Annotated in this window: 14 protein-coding genes and 1 pseudogene; 4 read left to right on the forward strand and 11 right to left on the reverse strand. The window is 40.0% G+C overall.

The annotated features are described in order from the left end of the window. Window positions 1-71: 71 nt before the first annotated feature. Together CYJ36_RS07675 and CYJ36_RS07680 are read right to left on the reverse strand one after the other, a co-directional pair. On the reverse strand, window positions 72-524 hold the full coding sequence (locus tag CYJ36_RS07675) for an AraC family transcriptional regulator (protein WP_101566430.1): 453 nt from the start codon (window positions 522-524) through the stop codon (window positions 72-74). 157 nt (window positions 525-681) lie between these two features. Next, window positions 682-1,410: an aminoglycoside adenylyltransferase domain-containing protein gene (locus CYJ36_RS07680; RefSeq protein ID WP_101566432.1), complete on the reverse strand. Its 729-nt coding sequence runs from the start codon at window positions 1,408-1,410 to the stop codon at window positions 682-684. Window positions 1,411-1,613: 203 nt separating this feature from the next. On the opposite strand from CYJ36_RS07680, the gene CYJ36_RS07685 reads away from it, so the two are divergent. Further along, complete coding sequence (locus tag CYJ36_RS07685; RefSeq protein WP_101566434.1) at window positions 1,614-3,101, forward strand: aldehyde dehydrogenase family protein; 1,488 nt, start codon at window positions 1,614-1,616, stop codon at window positions 3,099-3,101. 306 nt (window positions 3,102-3,407) lie between these two features. On the opposite strand, the gene CYJ36_RS07690 is transcribed toward CYJ36_RS07685, so the two are convergent. Further along, window positions 3,408-3,611 carry a DUF6501 family protein gene (locus CYJ36_RS07690; RefSeq protein ID WP_101566436.1) on the reverse strand — a complete coding sequence of 68 codons (204 nt, stop codon included), beginning with the start codon at window positions 3,609-3,611 and terminating at the stop codon, window positions 3,408-3,410. A 118-nt stretch (window positions 3,612-3,729) separates the two neighbouring features. Here CYJ36_RS07690 and shc point away from each other — a divergent pair, with 118 nt between their 5' ends. Continuing rightward, on the forward strand, window positions 3,730-5,616 hold the full coding sequence (gene shc, locus CYJ36_RS07695; protein WP_257962418.1) for a squalene--hopene cyclase: 1,887 nt from the start codon (window positions 3,730-3,732) through the stop codon (window positions 5,614-5,616). A 27-nt stretch (window positions 5,617-5,643) separates the two neighbouring features. Here the strand turns inward: shc and CYJ36_RS07700 are convergent, their stop codons facing one another. From CYJ36_RS07700 to CYJ36_RS07720, 5 genes are all read right to left on the reverse strand, one after another. After that, on the reverse strand, window positions 5,644-6,816 hold the full coding sequence (locus CYJ36_RS07700) for a GNAT family N-acetyltransferase (RefSeq protein WP_101566440.1): 1,173 nt from the start codon (window positions 6,814-6,816) through the stop codon (window positions 5,644-5,646). Between the two features lie 107 nt (window positions 6,817-6,923). After that, window positions 6,924-7,694: an SDR family oxidoreductase gene (locus CYJ36_RS07705; RefSeq protein WP_101566442.1), complete on the reverse strand. Its 771-nt coding sequence runs from the start codon at window positions 7,692-7,694 to the stop codon at window positions 6,924-6,926. Window positions 7,695-7,708: 14 nt separating this feature from the next. Next, window positions 7,709-9,496: a S9 family peptidase gene (locus tag CYJ36_RS07710; protein ID WP_101566444.1), complete on the reverse strand. Its 1,788-nt coding sequence runs from the start codon at window positions 9,494-9,496 to the stop codon at window positions 7,709-7,711. 218 nt (window positions 9,497-9,714) lie between these two features. Continuing rightward, entirely contained in the window at window positions 9,715-10,482 is a 768-nt protein-coding gene (locus CYJ36_RS07715; RefSeq protein ID WP_101566446.1) for an STAS domain-containing protein, read from the reverse strand. Window positions 10,483-10,539: 57 nt separating this feature from the next. Next, entirely contained in the window at window positions 10,540-11,589 is a 1,050-nt protein-coding gene (locus CYJ36_RS07720) for a C45 family autoproteolytic acyltransferase/hydolase (RefSeq protein ID WP_101566448.1), read from the reverse strand. Window positions 11,590-11,723: 134 nt separating this feature from the next. Here CYJ36_RS07720 and CYJ36_RS07725 point away from each other — a divergent pair, with 134 nt between their 5' ends. Together CYJ36_RS07725 and CYJ36_RS07730 are read left to right on the forward strand one after the other, a co-directional pair. Further along, entirely contained in the window at window positions 11,724-12,860 is a 1,137-nt protein-coding gene (locus tag CYJ36_RS07725) for an NADH-dependent flavin oxidoreductase (RefSeq protein WP_101566450.1), read from the forward strand. Window positions 12,861-13,204: 344 nt separating this feature from the next. Beyond that, window positions 13,205-14,521, forward strand: coding sequence for a short-chain fatty acid transporter (locus CYJ36_RS07730; protein WP_101566452.1), 1,317 nt, complete (start codon window positions 13,205-13,207; stop codon window positions 14,519-14,521). Between the two features lie 89 nt (window positions 14,522-14,610). Here CYJ36_RS07730 and odhB read toward each other — a convergent pair whose 3' ends face one another. From odhB to CYJ36_RS07745, 3 genes and pseudogenes are all read right to left on the reverse strand, one after another. After that, window positions 14,611-15,870: a 2-oxoglutarate dehydrogenase complex dihydrolipoyllysine-residue succinyltransferase gene (gene odhB, locus CYJ36_RS07735; protein ID WP_101566454.1), complete on the reverse strand. Its 1,260-nt coding sequence runs from the start codon at window positions 15,868-15,870 to the stop codon at window positions 14,611-14,613. Between the two features lie 2 nt (window positions 15,871-15,872). Beyond that, entirely contained in the window at window positions 15,873-18,728 is a 2,856-nt protein-coding gene (gene sucA / locus CYJ36_RS07740; RefSeq protein WP_101566456.1) for a 2-oxoglutarate dehydrogenase E1 component, read from the reverse strand. Between the two features lie 312 nt (window positions 18,729-19,040). Next, window positions 19,041-19,398, reverse strand: a pseudogene (locus CYJ36_RS07745) (glyoxalase superfamily protein). Window positions 19,399-19,428 lie beyond the last annotated feature (30 nt).

The following is a 19,428-nucleotide window of genomic DNA, read 5'->3' on the forward strand; positions in this document are numbered from 1 at the left end:
CTTGTTCTACTCCTTCAATTTTTGCTTCCTGATGATGAAAAAGTACCAAACAAGTAAAAAAGCTACTCAAACTATAACGGTTTTACGGGAACACATATTTCGCAATAGGGGTTGCTAATCATATCACCAATGTATTTTTCCATAAAAGGTTTGTTATCCATTTGATATCGATTGCTTCGTAGGGATGGAAAAATATCAGAATATGCTTTTTGAATATCCACTGCTGTATGGTTGACTTCGTAAATAAGGTACTTTCCACCAGAAAGTTCACCTTCAAAAACTGAATCATCCACTTGATAATCATTTGGAATAACAATGCAAGCATCAAATCTACAGTTTTCAGGAAGCGTTGTTTCTGGATTATCTTGTGGAATTGCAAATAGGATTGCAGATTCTAGAAGATTTTTCTCCTTAGCCCATTTTTTTAACTTCTCCATTACTTCAATATTGGCAGGACCATATTGACCAACTCGTCGCATATAAGCAATACGGTAGTTTGGGAGTGTTTCGACTTTAAATTTCATTAAGTTTTTTCTTCCTTTCTCAATTAGTATTGTTAGCTACATTTCGAATGTAACACGCTTTAAAAAAATATATATTTATATTTTTAAATTTTTTGATAAATTTTAAAATGGTAATTTTACATAGAAAAATCAATATTAAAGTTTAACAGAGCCTAAATTAAAGATGCCCGTTTCCATTTATGGCACGCTCCATAAAAGATGCGAACATGATCAAATCCTGTTTGGACGGCTTCAGCCATGATTCGGTTTCATGCTTCGTATATTCTTTAAAATAATAATCGACAACCGACCGATGCGGTTCAGGCAAATGGCGAAGTCCCCATTCTCCTCCCTCTTTTTTGGAAACGATCTTTTTTTCCTTAAAATAGACAAGAACCCTGCAATAATTTAATGTATAATACATTGGATTTTCTGTGATTTCAGCACCGATGACATCAGATAAAATAGATTTCAAAAAATAAATTTCATCGATTGGCACAAAGAGTTTTTTGATCTCCAAACCGTACAAGCATTTTCCGCGATGATAAACAACCGTCATATGTGCTGCTAAATCAGGATCATATCCTTTCTCTATTTCTTGGTGAGTTTCTGAATAATGTAGCTCATATGGAGTTGGATACTCAAAATGAGAAATTGCTTTTTCCTTGATGATGCTCATTTCAATTCCTTTAGCTGGAAGATCTGCTTTTAATGATTGAAGATCATTTATAATGGTTTGCTTTTCTTTCTTTTCTATATTTTCCTTAACAACGACCAGCAAATCAACATCGCTGAATTCTTTTTGAAAACCATTCATCGCCATGGATCCATGGAGGTAAATTCCGGTTAAATTAGACTGCAAATTCCGCTTAAACAGATCAATCAATTTTTCAAGTAATTCTTCCATTTCCTCCACCCCATTTCATCTTTTTGTCTCTATTATTATTTTAAAGGAAATCCGAGTCTTATATATTGTAAATTTAGAATTTTTAGTATATTATTTTTAGTGTAATCGCTTACAATTTTGTAGCATTATGTCTGGCATTTTACTGCCTGTTTTCAGCATGATTTCTACATATTTTTTCACCACTATTATTAGGAGGCTGATTTATGAGTCAAGCAACGTTGAAAGTTGGAGAAAAGCTGGAGAAATTTCTGCAAGGTAAGAAAAAGCTATTTATTAATGGGGAGTTTGTGGAGAGCGTTTCAAAAAAGACATTTAACACTCCTAACCCGGCTACTGGCGAAACGCTTGCTGCTGTTTATGAAGGAGACAAGGCTGATATTGATCTTGCTGTAAAGGCGGCAAGAAAAGCATTTGATCAAGGTCCTTGGTCAAAAATGAGCGCTGCTGAGCGAAGCAGACTTATGTACAAGCTTGCTGATTTAATGGAAGCAAATAAAACTGAGCTGGCACAGCTTGAAACGCTTGATAACGGTAAACCTATTAATGAAACAACAAATGCCGATGTTCCTTTAGCTATTGAACATATGAGATATTATGCAGGCTGGTCAACTAAGATTGTCGGACAAACCATTCCGGTAAGCGGACAATTTTTTAATTATACAAGACATGAAGCACTCGGAGTTGTAGGACAGATTATTCCTTGGAACTTCCCTCTTTTAATGGCTATGTGGAAATTAGGGGCGGCTCTTGCGACTGGATGTACAGTCGTGCTAAAACCGGCTGAGCAAACGCCTCTTTCCGCATTATACTTAGCTGAACTGATTGCAGAAGCCGGGTTCCCTGAAGGAGTAGTCAATATCGTTCCGGGCTTCGGCGAAACAGCCGGAGATGCACTTGTTATGCATCCGGATGTAGACAAAATTGCTTTCACAGGTTCTACACCTGTAGGTAAAATGATCATGGAGAAAGCATCAAAAACACTGAAGCGCGTAACACTTGAGCTTGGCGGGAAGTCGCCTAACATAATTCTTCCTGATGCAGATCTCTCTGCTGCAGTTCCGGGTGCTCTAACTGGAGTTATGTTTAACCAGGGTCAAGTATGCTGTGCAGGCTCACGTGTTTTTATCCAAAAGAAACATTATGATAACGTTGTGGCAGACATGGTTTCTCATGCGAAAAATATTCGCCAGGGTGCTGGAATTGAACCTGAAACTCAAATCGGGCCGCTCGTTTCAGATGAGCAGCAAAACCGTGTTCTGAATTACATCCAAAAGGGTGTTGAAGAAGGCGCTGAAATCTTAACGGGTGGCGGTTCTCCATCTGAAAACGGCTACTTCGTCTCACCAACGATTTTCTCGGCTGTTAAAGATGAAATGACGATTGCCAGAGAAGAAATTTTCGGACCGGTCATTGCAGCAATGCCATATGATGATCTAGATGAAGTGATTAACCGCGCAAACCAAAGTGAATTTGGTCTTGCCGCTGGTCTATGGACACGCGATATTGCAAATGCCCATTATGTGGCAAGCAAATTAAAAGCAGGAACCGTATGGGTCAACTGCTACAATGCATTTGATGCTGCTTCCCCATTCGGCGGCTACAAGCAATCCGGCATCGGACGCGAAATGGGATCATATGCCCTCTCTAACTATACAGAAGTTAAAAGTGTTTGGATTAATCTTCAGCGTTAAGAACAAAAGCGAAGGAGCCTTGCTCAGCTTGCGAAGAAAATAGGAATTGACCTGGGTTAAATGACGCACCTGAGAATCAAGTGTCATTTAACCGGAGAAGGCGCTTTTTGCCTTCCTCTGAGCAATTGTCTTTTTCACTGTGAGCTAGGCGCCGTAGCTGGACGCAGATACCTTTATTTCATTATTCACATCCTTTTACCTTTTATTAATTTCCTAAACAATAAGATAAGCTCCACTGCCTTTGACAGTGGAGCAGAATGAAAACAGCCATCTGACCTTGAAAATCAGATGGCTGTTTTTTTTTATTTATTTCTCTTCAAAATAGTCCTTGTAAAACCCGCTTACTTTCCCATTGTTATCAATGACAAAATAAAACTCTTCTGTTTCATTTTTCACTTCATATGTATTTCCGGCTGTCAAAACACGGTTCACCATGTATTTTTCTGCATTTGTATGTTTGCATGTTACCACTTTAATCGTTTCTTTGTTCAGCCATTCTTGATGGATCATTCAGCATTCTCCTTTGTACAATTTGCCCTTATTATACTATATAAAAGATGCGCGGAACACCGTTACTGTGATAACCTCCTCTTTTCCTGAATAGATTGAAGAAGATGAGGTGAAAACAGTGATTTCAACAAAAAAAGTAAACAACTATATTCAAATGATGATTGATGATCTCCGGCAGTCACAGCATACAGACGGCTCTTGGCGTTTTTGCTTTGAAGGCGGTCCAATGACTGATGCGTTCATGATTATTCTTCTCCGTTCTCTGCAGGTTAACGATGATGAATTAATAAGAAAGCTTTCAGAGCGCATCTTGACACTGCAGTCTGTGGATGGCATCTGGAAGCTCTATGAAGATGAAAAGGAAGGCAATTTGACTGCAACTGTTCAAGCATATACAGCGCTGCTCTATTCTGGTTTCTATAAAAAAACGGATCCAATCTTGATCCGTGCAGAAACCTATATTCTTTCCAATGGCGGTCTTTCAAATGTTCATTTTATGACAAAATGGTTTTTGGCAGTAAATGGTCTCTATCCATGGCCAAAATTGTTCCGCTTTCCGCTTTCCTATTTGCTGCTGCCAGCCTCGTCTCCATTTAGCATGTATGAAATGAGTTCGTATGCAAGAATTCATTTTATGCCGATGATTCTCGCAATGAATAAACGATATATCCATAGTCCTCCCACTAACATAGACATTTCTCACCTATATGCATCAAAGCCTAAATCAATTGACTGGCTTTCATTTTCAGACAGTGAACGCATGAATCCAGGCCATATTAGAAACATGATTCGAGGATTCTTATCTTTTCCTGCTTATTATCACACATTGGGAGAAAAGGCAGCTGAAAAATACATGCTGCAGCGAATTGAGAAAGATGGCACTCTCTTCAGTTATGCAAGCGCCACGTTCTTTATGATTTACGCCCTGCTTGCACTAGGCTATAAGGAAAAATCAGCTCAAATACAGCAAGCTATTTCAGGTTTGAAATCCCTTCTTTATGAAGATGAGAAAATAACCACTCTCGAAAATTCGACTTCAACTGTCTGGGATACAGCCCTGCTCAGCTATAGCCTGCAGAAAGCAAATGTACCTTCTGAAGATCCAATGATTAAACGTGCTTCCACTTACCTGCTTTCACGCCAGCACACGAAAAAAGCCGATTGGCGAATCCATAATCCGGAGGCAAAGGCTGGAGGATGGGGATTTTCCAATATCAATACAAACCATCCTGACAATGATGATACAGCTGCCGCCCTCCGTGCCATTACACAACCATCCATGAGTGATTCTATGTACTTCGAGGCATGGAATAAAGGATCATCCTGGCTTATATCTATGCAAAACCGAGACGGGGGTTTTGGTGCATTTGAAAGAAATGTCAATAATCCTATTTTTGCTTCCATCCCCCTTGAAAATGCCAAGGATGCGGCAACAGATCCATCAACAGCTGATTTGACAGGACGTGTTCTTGAATACTTTGGAAATTTTGCAGGCCTGACGAAAAATCATCCTGCTGTAAAAGCAGCCGTTTCCTGGCTTGAAAATCATCAGGAGAAAAATGGATCATGGTATGGAAGATGGGGTGTCTGCTACATATATGGCACATGGGCTGCTATAACCGGATTAAAAGCTGCAGGTCTATCAAACTCTCATCCGGCCATTATGAAAGCTGTTAAATGGCTATTGAAAATCCAGCATGAGGATGGCGGCTTTGGTGAATCATGCAGAAGCTGTGAAGTAAAAACCTACCTCCCGCTCGGTTTTAGCACACCATCTCAAACAGCCTGGGCGCTTGATGCACTTTTATGTGTGCTCGATAAGAATGACGTATCCATACAAAAAGGAATCAGTCGTCTCATGCAGCCTTTTGATGAAAGAAGCAACACTTACCCAACAGGCATCGGTCTTCCAAAGCAATTTTATATCCGCTATCCTGGCTACAATAAAATTTTCCCGCTGCTTGCTTTGAGTCATTATCGGAATCAAAAAAGAGAGAATCTCTAATCTGATTCTCTCTTTTTTGATTTGAATTTAAAAGAAATCATAGAAGTAGGCTTGTCTATTAGGAATAAGCATTTGCAGCTTTTGCACATCCTCTGCTGATCCCTCAATATGGGTGATTTGATGTAAATCAAGCGGGCATTTGTAGCCAAACAGTGCAGTTGAAAGAGTATTAATATTCAATGACAAGCCTTTTCCTGATAATGTCTCAGTTTCTTTTATACTTAGTTTGCTGACTTCCTGATTCTTAATCAAATACGTCCCGTTATTCCAAGATGCATGCGGGTCAGACAAGTTCAAGAGGAGCTGATCCTCATTATCGGTCCATAAAAAATCATACGATTTCAGAAAGCTTTCCGCATCAATAATCCGCACCATAAAATATGGAGTTATTTCAGCCTTGATTCTTGGTTCATTCAGTGAAAACAATAACGGATCATTTTCATATGTAATGATCTCAAGCTCTTTTATCATAGAGTCGTGCTGACAAATGAAATTCCACAAGCCGTTTCTTGCTTCAGGATTTAGCGGAATAAATTCCTCGATTTTCATTTTGGAATTTTTCACTTCATACAGCATGTACCCCTTTGGTTCGCCTGCTTCATTATAGTAAACAGCTGCTGTCAATTCATCATAAACGGACTCCTGCCACCAAGATGTTTCTCTAACCAGCATGCCAGAGAATTGCTTAGCAAATTGAGCATACATTTCCTCTATTTCAGTTGAATGCGTTTCTTTTTTATAGCGTTTAATTTTTCCTGCTGTTTGTTTTTTCATAATAAGGTCTTCTGATTTCAATGAAGCCTTAAGTTTGCTGCTGAACAGTTCCCACCCGTATTTACGGTAAAATGGCACTGAAAATGGATGAAGCATTGAAACGCTGTATCCCTCTTTTTTCATTGTATCCAGAAGATATGTAAGCATTTCTTTAACGTAACCGCTTCGGCGATACTCAGGATAAGTTGCTACACCAGCGATACCGCCCATTTTCAATTTCGTTTCTCCTAGATACACTTCAAGCGGAAGAAGATGGAGTTTAGCCGCAAGTTCATCCCCTTCTAGTATTCCATAAACCTCATGATGCTTCTCTATCATTTGAAGTCTTTTTTCAATGCTTTCTTCGGGTACTTTATACTGAAATGCATATTCTGATAGTTTAATTGCTTCACGGTAGTATTCTTTTGCTAGTTTGATGACTGTCATATATATATCCCTCCCGTACTAGAGATTCCACTTTGAATGCTAAAATCCTTTTTAAAGCAGAAAGAAGAGTGCCGAAAAATAACCGATTGGCAATCTCCATTCTTCTTTTAAGTTCTCAAAAACCCGCCCTCAGAATGAATCGTCTGCCCTGTAATCCACTCGCTTGCTTCACTTGCTAAAAATGAAACTAGTCTTGCAGCATCTTCAGGCTGACCAATTCGCTTCATTGGGAATTTATCAACCAGCCCTTTTTTTAACTCCTCCGTCATCCAGCCTGTGTCTGTTGGCCCTGGATTCACGGCATTTACGGTAATCCCTTTATTGCCAATCTCTGCAGCAAGTGTTTTTGTCATATCAGGGATGCTTGCTTTTGTTGTGACATATGCAAGCTCGCCAAGCATAGGACCTTGAGATTGTCCTGATGTCATATGAATAATGCGACCTCCCTGACCATCCTGGAATCGTTGCACAAACTCAACACTTAATAACAGAGGTGCTCGGACATTTACAAAATAGTGAAGATCCAGGCTTTCTGACTTTATCGTTTCTACATCGGTATTAGTAGAGTAAGCAGCATTATTCACTAAAATCGAAGCTTTTCCAAGTTTTCTCTCCACTTCATCGAACAAGTCCGGAAATGAATCTGTTAATGTTAAATCAAGCTCCATACTTGCGCAGCGCACTCCTTCATTTAGAATACGTGACTCTAGTAAATCAGCCTCTTCACTTTTTGAACCCCAAGGCTGTTCTGCATCATATGGCCGATAATAAGTAAAGAAAATATCAGTGTCTGCTTTAGCAAGCTCAAGACAAATGGCAGCCCCAATTCCTTTTAACCGGCTTGCACCCGTCACAATGGCGATTTTTCTATTTTTCATTCGTTCACCTTCTATTATAAAAACTGATTGAAAAATTCAGCAATCGCTCGATAGACGAGGATTTCATTTTCTTTTTTCTTGAAACCATGTCCCTCGTCTTCTAAAACGATGTAGTCTACTTGTCGCCCTTTTTGTCTAAGAGCTTCAACAATTTGATCCGATTCCGCTTTGACAACCCGAGGATCATTTGCGCCCTGAATGACAAGCATTGGTTTCGTCATCCCATCTATATGAGTAATCGGTGAAAAATCAATCAGTTTTTCACGATCCCGCTCAGGATTTCCAACCCACTGATCCATGACTGGCTTCCAAAATTCAGGAACACTGTTTATAAATGAAAAAAGATCACTCGGCCCAAATATATCAACGACCGCTTTAAAGTATTCTGAATGACGCCCATGTAAGAGCAGCGCCATATAACCCCCAAAACTGCCGCCCATCAAAAATACTTTTTCTTTATCTGCTAATCCCTGCTCGATCAGCCAGTCGATTCCTGCGACCATATCATGACGGGGCCCATTTCCCCATTCTCCCTCAACCATTTTCATAAAGGATAACCCATAACGGGATGAACCTCTGAAATTAGGGGTAAATATGCTGTATCCGCTGTTCAGCAAAAATTGAAAAAGTGCTCTAAATGAATGGGTTTCTGCTGACTGTGGTCCGCCATGAGGCCAAATAATCATATGTCCATTGCTGTTTTCAGCATGTGCCTTGTAAAGAGAAGCTTCAATGTTTAGTCCATCAAAGGAAGAGTATGTCACGGTTTCAGGCTCAATTAAATCCTCAGGTGAAAGCCCTGTTACCCCATGATTTGTGATTTGCGACCAGCTGTGAGACGGCATTCTGCAGAAAATATTTAATGGCTGTGTGGCAGATTGACCGAGTATAAACAGCTCACCTTCATCTGTCACTTCAATTTTATTTACACGAGCCACCGGCATGTCAATGATTACTGACGTTTGATCTGTTACATCGTACGAATATAATTCATCTGCAACCCCTTTGGCCGCAAGGATGTATATCTGCTGTGAAAAAGAATCATATTTAATCGAGCTGACATCTTTACCTTCCAGCTGAAGCACCTTTGAAAACTCACGTTTAGGTAATTCAAATTTTGCTAAGTAAGAAAAATCAGACTCATAGTTTGTGATAAAATAAATTTCTTCTTCTGAGATATAGACGGGATCGCTTTGAGTAAATTGTATTTCACTTTCTGGGGTAGCCATGACATCTTCTCCCTTTGTTCTCACAAACAGTAAAGAAGACGTGTTCCCGTAGTTTTTAGAATAGACAAAACTAGTTTCATCAGGTGAAACTGCCATCAAATACACAGCTGTATCCGTTCCCTCAATCAGCATTTCCTCTTTTTCAGCAGAAAGCTCATATCGGTAGGCTGCGAGATGTGTATCATGCCCCTGCTTAGTAGATGTATAGTAGAGTGACTCTCCATCTTTTGAAAAGAAAGGAAACATATGACGCTCGCCCTCTTCAAACCTGATCGGCACCTGTGATCCGCCTTTAGAAGAAATGGCGTAAAGCTGCGTATTTTCATCTCCATCGCAATCAAAACCCGCTAAGATAAACTTTGATTTTTTATGATAAAGAATGCTGCTGCAGGCTTGGTTGATAGAAGTTAGCGGATATGGATACTGATTTGGCAAATCCATCGCCCATAAATTAAAATGGGCGCTGATATTTGTGCTGAACACCAATTGTCTTTTATCAGGCGAAACAACAAAATCCTGTATCGTCAACACTTTTAAAAATTGCTCAACATCCGGTTTCTTAAAGGTTATCATGGTCTGCCACCCCTTTTGATTTTCCCTTTACCATATTCTACAAAATTAAGAGATTCCCTTTTTCATACTGCTAAATAAACAAGCCTGCTGATTATAGAATCTCATTTTCACCTGCCGCTAAATTGTGTTCGACTAGACTGATCATTCCTTATTCAACATAATAATATTATGTAAATTGAAATTTTCTCAAAAAAAAAACAACGTTATAAACGCTGTCTTTAAGTATTCTTCGTTTCCACAAATTGAATGCCTGTGCTTAAATTTGAAAATGTCTGGATATTATCCATCGAGATTCCGAGATTAATAAGCGTTTGGGCAATTTCAGGCCGTATACCTACGATCATGCAGTTTGCACCTAGTAAATGAACAGCTTCAGCTGCCTGAATCAGATGATTTGCTACAAACGTATCCACGACTGGAACACCAGTAATATCGATAAAAATATTATCACATTTATACCGTTCTGCACCTGCAAGGAGATTTTCCTTTATGTCATACGCTCTTTCATCATTTATATTGCCGATCAGCGGTAAGACACAAATGCTTGCTGAGATCGGAATAATCGGAGCAGTCAGTTCTTTTACGATATGCTGCTGCTTTCGGTATTCTTCATTCCATGAATTAGAGCAATCACTGACAAGAGTAGCAATGATTGGATCAAACCATTGATCAGCGGTTTGATATAATTCGTTCAGACTAATATCGGAATCATTGGCAGTTAAAACGACCTCTATCAATGATCTTCTGAACCGCTGCACGGCTTCAACAAGGTATGTGAGAGAACCATCTTGTTTAAAATAGCGCTCATACCATTCTCTTAACTCATCTGCTGATTTTTCATCTGATTGACTGATGATCTTAAAGATCATACCGAAGAGCTGCTGTTTTTCTTCTCTGTCTACGAATAATGGACTTTCTACATTAGAATCCCACTTATTATATAAGAGCCGCTCATTCTGGTTCATCATGTAGATTACTTGCTGCATATTTACTCCCCCCAACTCTTCTTATCAGTGTACCCAACTATGACATTGACTCAAACGTCATCTTTCAAAAGGCAGTTCAATTTCCGTTTGCAGAATTCCTTTGATTTTTTTGATATAGCTATTTGATCCTTGCAGCCAATCCTTAAACGATAAGAGCAGCGGATGGCTGTCTCCCCCAACCCCGACAATAACCTGCAGGGTTTTTGGCAAATAGACTGCAGAATGCAGCGTGCCGGACCAATTATGATACTCCTTTTTAAAAATCGGACCGTTCGTTCTATTAAATAAAGAATACGCTTGAATCGCAGTTAATTCAGGGGAGAGTTCATTCGACAGCACTTCTTTTCTTGATAAAGACTCAAAGATATGATGGCGGTTTTCTCTTAATTTTTCTTCGCTTTCAAAATGATTCGTGCAAACCATATTTTTATGGTACTTGACTGAAACACCTCTGCTTGAGGCTTCTGCAACTGCAGCATTTCCGCCTGCGTCATAAATGGAATAGTTAAATGCATGCCTATGAGGAATTTCCTTTAATTTTTCCACAGCCTCGGCAGTCGTTTTGCACGTATCTAAAATAAATCTTGCAATGGTGCAGCAAATGAAACCAGCTCCTGGCTTTAACCGATTCACAAAATGATAGCCGATTACAAGCCCCTTTTCGTTCATTCCGTCAATGCGGCCAATCATCCTTGTTGCAAATCCAATGCTGGCATATGCATTTTCCGGCTGCCATATTAAGAAGCGGCCTTCATACGTTTTAGGATGATAGTCATAGTTTCTTGCATAATACCCATTTTGCATAAGCGCACTGCAGCCTGATTTTTTCCAGTCTGCCTGAAACCCGCTGTATTCATGAACAACATCTTCAATCGGCCAGCCTAATCCCTCTGATAATCCTTCAAGTTCACTCCACAGTCCGGGAGCGAATCGATTGAACCAAGCTTGTGCTTCATGTATGTCTGCTTGATAAGACTTTGCTGATTTCGCTCTTCTTTTCTGGTGGTTGAGAAAGAGTTTTGAATGCTTGTAAATGATTCCTTGTTTTACTCCAAGGTCATAATAGTTTCCGCGTCCTTGTATCACTTCAACTTCAATTTTTTTCATAGTTCCACACTCCATTACCTTAAATAATGAATGATAAACAGATATTAAACAAATTCTAATGAGCATATTTAATGCAACTTTCAAACTGAATAAGTATGATGGAAAAGATAACACGAATACGGAGGTCGAGAATTATGAATTCAAAGTATCAAGGATTTTTCCAGCCGCTTTCTTTTAAAAGCGGTATAGATTTAAAAAATCGAATTGTCATGGCACCAATGACAAACTTTTCTTCTAACGAGGACGGAACTGTATCAGATGCAGAGGTTGCATACTATAGCCGCCGCGCAAACGGTGTTGGAATGGTGATCACAGCATGTGCTTATGTGACACCTGGCGGAAAAGGATTTCCTGGTGAATTCGGCAGTGACTCTGATGACATGATTCCTTCATTAAAGAGATTGGCATCTGCCATAAAAGAACAAGGTGCAAAAGCTGTCCTGCAAATTTTCCATGGCGGCCGCATGGTTCCTGCAGAATTAGTGCCAAATGGTGATGTTGTCAGCGCCAGTGCAATTGCTGCAGAACAAGGGCATCCATCAGGAGAAGCTCCAACTCCGCGTGCCTTAACAATCGATGAAATTAATAGCATCATCCGTGATTTTGGGGAATCGGCTCGCCGTGCAATTGAAGCTGGATTTGACGGCGTAGAAATTCACGGTGCCAACGGATATCTTATTCAGCAATTCGTTTCACCTCATTCAAACAGACGTGAAGACCAATTCGGCGGAAGCATCGAAAACAGACTTGCTTTCCCTCTTGCAATTGTTGACGAAGTGAAAAAAACCGTTGCAGAGCATGCAAAAGATTCTTTCATAGTGGGTTACCGCTTCTCTCCAGAAGAGCCGGAAACACCAGGGATTACAATGGAAGACACTTTAGCTCTAATAGACGCATTAGCTGCTAAAGATCTAGACTATCTGCACGTTTCTTTAATGGAATTCTGGTCAGCCCCAAGACGCGGAATTGATGATACACGTTCACGCATGGAAATTATCCAAGAGCGTGTTGGCAAAGATGTTCCTGTTATCGGCGTTGGATCAATCTATTCTGCAGAAGATGCTCTTAAAGCCATGAGCACTGGAATTCCGCTAATCGCCCTTGGACGCGAGTTAATTATCGATCCTGATTGGGTGTCAAAAGTAGCTGAAGGACGAGAAAATGAAATCGAAACAAAGCTTGATAGAAATGCTCAATCCCGCCTTGTAGTACCTGATCCTTTATGGAAGGCTATCGTGAATACACCGGGCTGGTTCCCGATACAAGATTAAATAGAAGATACAGATTCAAAAAAAGCACCAGTAGTGCTCTCAGGCTGTCGACAAAGTCGGCAGCTGCTTTTTGTATTTTGGATGGAGCCCATATTTAGTAGCATAACTTCTTAAAAGAATCCAAATCTGGATAATGAGACTGTGAAAAACCGCTTTTTTGAAATGTTTTTTTCTAAAAGTGATTTTGTCTACACTCTGAGAGCATAAAGTAGTGCTCTTTTTGTTTTTATTATAAATACAGTTATGAGAATCACTCATTATTGACAAAGGACATCCTAAAAGGTCCTGGACATGTTTGGTAAATAAAAGAATATACTGTACCAAATACGGAAAGGAGTGATGTTGTGTTATCTTCTATTGCTGACCGTGTCTCAAAAGGTGTTCAGCGTTATTTGCCTGATGCTTTTGTTATTGCTGTTCTCCTCACTTTGTTCGTTTTTATTGTTGGCTTTTTTACAAATCCTGCTGAACCGATTACCCTATTTAAGTCATTTGGTGATGGTTTCTGGACATACCTTGCCTTTACGATGCAAATGGTCCTTCTTTTAATGACAGGAATGGTCTTGGCTGCAGTTCCGTTTGTCAGAAAAGGACTGGAATCTCTTTCAGCATTAGCTAATACACCAAATAAAGCATATATTTTAACCTTTGTTGTCACAGCTATTGCATACTATATTAATTGGGGTCTTGCAGTTGTTGTGGGAGCGATTCTCGTTCGTGAAATTGGAAAAAGAAACCAAAAGGCCCATTTTCCCCTTTTAGTTGCTGCTGCTTATTCTCCTACCGTTTTATATACGGCCGGTTTGTCCAGTTCAATAGGCTTAACAGTTGCTACAGAGGATCATTTTTTGGAAGATATGATGGGGGTAATTCCCACTTCTGATACAATATTTGCCCCTTCGACTATCATCATTTTCGCTGTATTATTTGTCACTATGCCGATATTTATATGCTTTATGGCACCAAAAACAAATATTAAACCTTATCTCGCAAATGAAATGAATGAAAAAAAACAAAGCAAAGAACCTGAAACTGCAGATACACCAGCACAAAAGCTGGAACGTACACCTGTACTAGGAATTACAATAGGAGCTATTGGTTTAATTTATGTGGTAAGTGAATTTATAAATGGCCGTGATTTAGACTTAAATATTATCAATCTCTTATTTCTATCTCTTGGACTTATTCTTCATGGTTCACTTGGGCAATTTGGGGAAGCATTCAAGGAAGCATCAACCTCGACATCCCCTATTATTTTGCAGTTTCCTTTTTATGCCGGCATTATAGCAGTTCTTGCAAGCTCAGGATTAGGACAAATGATCATTGACGGAATGATTTCTGTTGCAAATAAAGAAACGTTCGATATCTTTACGTACTGGACAGCCGGTATTGTCAACATGCTGGCACCCTCTGGAGGTGGACAATGGGCGCTTCAAGGGCCCCTGCAAGTTCCAGCTGGAATGGAATTAGGTGTGGAACCCGCAACAATTGCAATGGCAGTTGGATGGGGGGATGCATGGACAAATCTTATTCAGCCGTTTTGGGCACTTCCTATTTTGAGTGTAGTCGGTCTTCATATTAGGCATATTATGGGCTATTGCTTCTTACTTTCCATTTGGGTAGGATTTGTAACGACAATCCTGCTGTATTTCTTATACTAGAAAGAGTCTGTTGGGCTTTCTCTTTGGAAATTTCATTTAAATCTATGGATAAAAAAACCTCCAGATCAAAGTCTGGAGGTTTTATATCATTACCCTTCAATCAGAAGAGATTCAGGATCTTCAAGAAGATCTTTAATTGTTGCAAGGAAGCTTACAGCTTCTTTTCCATCAACGATACGGTGATCATATGATAGGGCAATGTACATCATAGGACGGTTTTCCATTGTATCTTTGTCAATCGCAACTGGACGAAGCTGAATTTTGTGCATGCCGAGGATTCCGACTTGCGGTCCGTTCAAAATTGGTGTTGACATAAGAGAACCGAAAACGCCGCCGTTTGTGATTGTGAATGTACCTCCAGAAAGATCGCCAATTGTTAATTTGTTGTTTTTCGCTTTTCCTGCAAGGTCGCCAATTGCGCCTTCGATCTGGGCAAAAGATTTGCGGTCTGCATCGCGTACAACTGGAACAACTAGGCCTTCTGGAGCTGAAACAGCAATTCCGATATCATAGAATTTCTTTATGACAAGTTCATCACCTTGAATTTCAGCATTTAATAATGGGTATTTTTTAAGTGCTGCAATAACCGCTTTTGTGAAGAAAGACATAAAGCCGAGACGAACATCATGCTGTTCAAAGAATTTATCTTTGCGGCGTTTACGAACGTCCATAACAGCTGTCATGTCAACTTCGTTAAATGTTGTCAGCATAGCTGCCGTTTGCTGTACCTCGACCAGGCGTTTAGCAATTGTTTGTCTTCGGCGTGACATCCGCTCGCGCTCAACAGGTTTGTCAAAAGAATCAGAAGCTTGTTTTGCAGCAGGCTTAGCTTCAGGCGCTTTTTGAGGCGCAGCAGGCTTCTGTACCGCTTCATTTGGAGAATATGCTTCAATATCATGTTTGCGCAATCTTCCAAGCGGATCACCTGAAGGAACCTGAGTTAAATCGATTCCGCGCTCTCTTGCAAGCTTGCGTGCCGCCGGAGAAGCGATTGGACGCTGTGATTTGCTTTCAGTTTGCTCCTGCTTTTCCTCTTTAGGAGCAGAGGCTTTTGGCGTCTCTTCTTTTTTCGGTTCTTCTTTTACTTCTTCTGTTTGCGCAGATGCTGTTTCACCATTTTCGTCAATAACAGCAATCACTTCGCCAACTAGAACCGTGTCTCCTGAATCTTTGACAACATCTTTCAGCACACCAGAATAATCAGCTGTAAGTTCAACGTTTACTTTATCTGTTTCAAGCTCAACCAGATATTCCCCTTTTTCAACGTAGTCCCCTGGTTGCTTCAGCCATTGTGCAATAGTTCCTTCTGAGATAGATTCAGCTAATTCTGGTACGATTACTTCAGCCATGATCAAATTCTCCCTTCGTTTTTCCACGTCAATGCTTCTGTTACGATGCGTTCTTGGTCTTTTTTATGGACGTTTGGATCTCCCTCAGCAGTTGAAGATCTTCTTTTTCTTCCGATATAATTCACTTTTACACCAGCTGGTGCTACTTCACGAAGTTCAGGATCGATATATGTCCATGCACCCATGTTCATCGGTTCTTCCTGTACCCATACGATTTCTTCTAATGATTCGTAGCGGGAAAGGATAGCCGTGATGTCCTTTTTAGGGAACGGATATAATTCTTCGACTCGGACAACATGAATATTTTTCACATCTTCTTCAAGATGTTTTAATTTATCTGTTAAATCTGTTGCAATTTTACCGCTGCATAAAACAATGCGCTTCACATCCGTGTAGTTCAGTCCAAGTCCTGGCTGTTCCACAACAGAATGGAATTCCCCTTCGCTAAATTCTTCAATAGTAGAAATGGTTTGAGCATTGCGCAGCAGACTTTTCGGTGTCATGATCACTAGCGGACGAACTTCTTCACGCTTTAAGATTGCAGCCTGTCTTCTTAATAGATGGAAGTATTGTGCAGCACTTGTCAAGTTAGCAACTGTCCAGTTATTTTCAGCTGCAAGCTGCAGATATCTTTCGAGTCTTGCACTTGAATGCTCAGGTCCTTGTCCTTCATATCCATGAGGAAGGAGCATCACAAGCCCTGATTTTTGTCCCCATTTTGCCCGTCCGGCAGCAATGAATTGATCAAAGAAAACTTGTGCAGCATTGGCGAAGTCTCCGTATTGAGCTTCCCAAAGCACTAGTGTTTCAGGAGCAAATACGTTGTAGCCATATTCAAAGCCAAGCACAGATCCTTCTGATAATGGACTGTTGTGAACAGCAAACGAAACATTTGATTTAGATAGTGTATGCAATGGTGAATAAACATTGCCTGTATCACTGTCGTGAAGCATTAAGTGTCTTTGAGAGAATGTGCCGCGTTCAGAATCCTGACCAGATAAACGGATCGGTGTTCCATCTTCCAAAATTGTCGCGAATGCCAGAGTCTCAGCTAATGCCCAGTCCGCTTTTTCTTCGCCGACAAAGATGTTTGCGCGTCTTTCAAGAATTCTCTTTAATTTATCAAAAACGTTAAAGTCTTCTGGCCATTTCACTAGCTCATCATTGATGCGTAAAAGAGATTCTTTATCAACTGATGTTTTCAGCTTTGGAAGTCCATTGTTAACGATTTCAGGCAGCTCAATTTCATGAACTTGCGTAACTTTTTTAGATGGCACTTTTTGATAAGCAGTATCAAATTTATCCAATGTCTGCTGATCGATTTCTGCAATCTTGTCTTTATCTAAATATCCGCCCTCTTCAAGCTGCGCAGCATACAGAGCACGCACGGTCGGATGCTTGCGGATTTTTTCATATAATTGCGGCTGTGTAGTCGCAGGCTCATCCATTTCATTATGGCCAAAGCGGCGGTAGCCGATTAAATCAATCAGGAAGTCACGGTTAAAGAGCTTGCGGTACTCAATCGCAATCATCACTGCTGCAAGACATGCTTCTGGATCGTCAGCATTTACATGAACAATCGGAATTTCGTACCCTTTTGCAAGGTCACTTGCGTACTTCGTTGAGCGCGAGTCGCTGCTTTCTGTAGTAAAGCCAATCATATTGTTGGCGATAATATGGATTGATCCGCCAGTCTGATAGCCTGTTAATGAATTCAAATTCAGTGTTTCAGCCACAATGCCTTCACCAGGAAATGCAGCGTCTCCATGAATCAAAATCGCCATGGAATCTTTCTCATCTTGTTTTGGATAACCAGTTGTTTTGCGATCGTCCTGTGCAGCACGAGTGTAGCCCATTACGATTGGATCTACATATTCAAGATGGCTTGGATTATTTGCAAGAGTCAGTCTTGCGCGTTTTGTGCTTTCATCTGTAATCTGACGGTCAGCTCCGAGATGATACTTTACATCTCCGCTCCAGCCATAGTTGATTCCAACGGATCCTTCAGAAGGAACAAGCTCCTTATTTGGAGAGTGCTGGAATTCAGAGAAAATAATTTCATACGGCTTGCCGAGAACATGAGCAAGAACGTTTAGGCGTCCCCTATGAGCCATCCCGATATTTACATTGTTTGTTCCAGCATGAACTGCGTTTGAAATCAATTCATCAAGGATTGGAACAAGCATATCGAGCCCTTCAATTGAAAAGCGCTTCTGTCCGACAAATGTACGGTGCAAAAATTTCTCAAACCCTTCAACTTCTGATAGACGGCGAAGGATGGCTGCACGCTTTTCATTTGAGTGGCTTTTGAAAATTTCACCGGATTCGACCATTTTCTTGAGCCAGTATTTTTCCTCAAAACGGTGAACGTGTGAAAATTCAAAAGCAATTGTTTTCGTATAAACTTCTTTTAAATACTGAATGGCCTGTAAACCATTCTTAACGTTTTCAGGTGCATCCGCACAAAGAATGGATGCTGGAATCTCTTCTAGGTCAGCCTCTGTCAGCCCGTAATCTTTCAGCTGAAGAAACTCTTTTTTGGGATTTTCAAATGGGTATATTGAAGCGTTTAAATGACCGTAAGTTCGAATGTCATCAGCAAGCTTCACTGCATAGGCAATTTTCTTCATTTTGTCCGCACTTGTTACATTTTGGACAGAAGATACATCAGCAGCTGATGTTTCATTGCTAACTTGAACTTGCGGCGGTGCATCCCATCCATCAAACATTTCTCTTAATTCTTCATCAACCGACTCTGGATTCTGCTGATATTGATCAAACAGCTCCAGGACATAGCCAAGGTTCGGTCCATGAAAATCCTCAAGTCGAATCTTGCGCTTTGTTGTAGTTCCTGACATCTTACATAACCCCCAGCAATGGTAGTGAATCTGCTTCATGTAATGAAAACAGATTCAAATGGATATTATTGTAATATACTATCCTATCTTTCAAAGAATGATAGGTTTGGATTAAAACGCTTCCATTTCCATTTTAACATTCCTTGACCGTTTTATCAAAGGAGTATCTTAAGAAATTTGTAAATAATACTGAAAAACAAAAATTAAAAGTGAATTCAAAAAACAAAAGTCCTGCCTTTTTTAATTTTCATGTGTAAATGGTCTTCTTTTTCGTATGATTTTCGACAAACTTTCTCAATTTTCATCTATATCTTATGTATTTTGATAAAAAATGATCCGATTTGAAAAAGGATCATGAACCGTTAGCTCATTCAGATTCCAGGGTATTTTTTCTATTTCAGGATTTGCAAATGAATATACTTTAGAATTGAGTATACTATGATAATTTTGAAGATCCTTGCATTCAATTCTAATGGCAGCTCCCGGACTGCAGTCACCATGATGTTCTGAGAGATGAATTTGGACAGATTCTATTGATAGTTGAAGATACAAAGGGAAATCCGGCTGAAAGCGATGCTCCCAGTCTACCTTAAATCCCAAATAATCAAGATAAAATTCTTTAGCTTTTTTCTCATAAAAAAATCCGTAAGATTGGAATCACATTTTTCACTTATTATCCCCCCTCTCTTTAATATAGTAG

It is taken from the genome of Bacillus sp. UMB0893, from assembly GCF_002858905.1.
In the GTDB taxonomy this organism is placed as follows: domain Bacteria; phylum Bacillota; class Bacilli; order Bacillales; family Bacillaceae; genus Bacillus_P.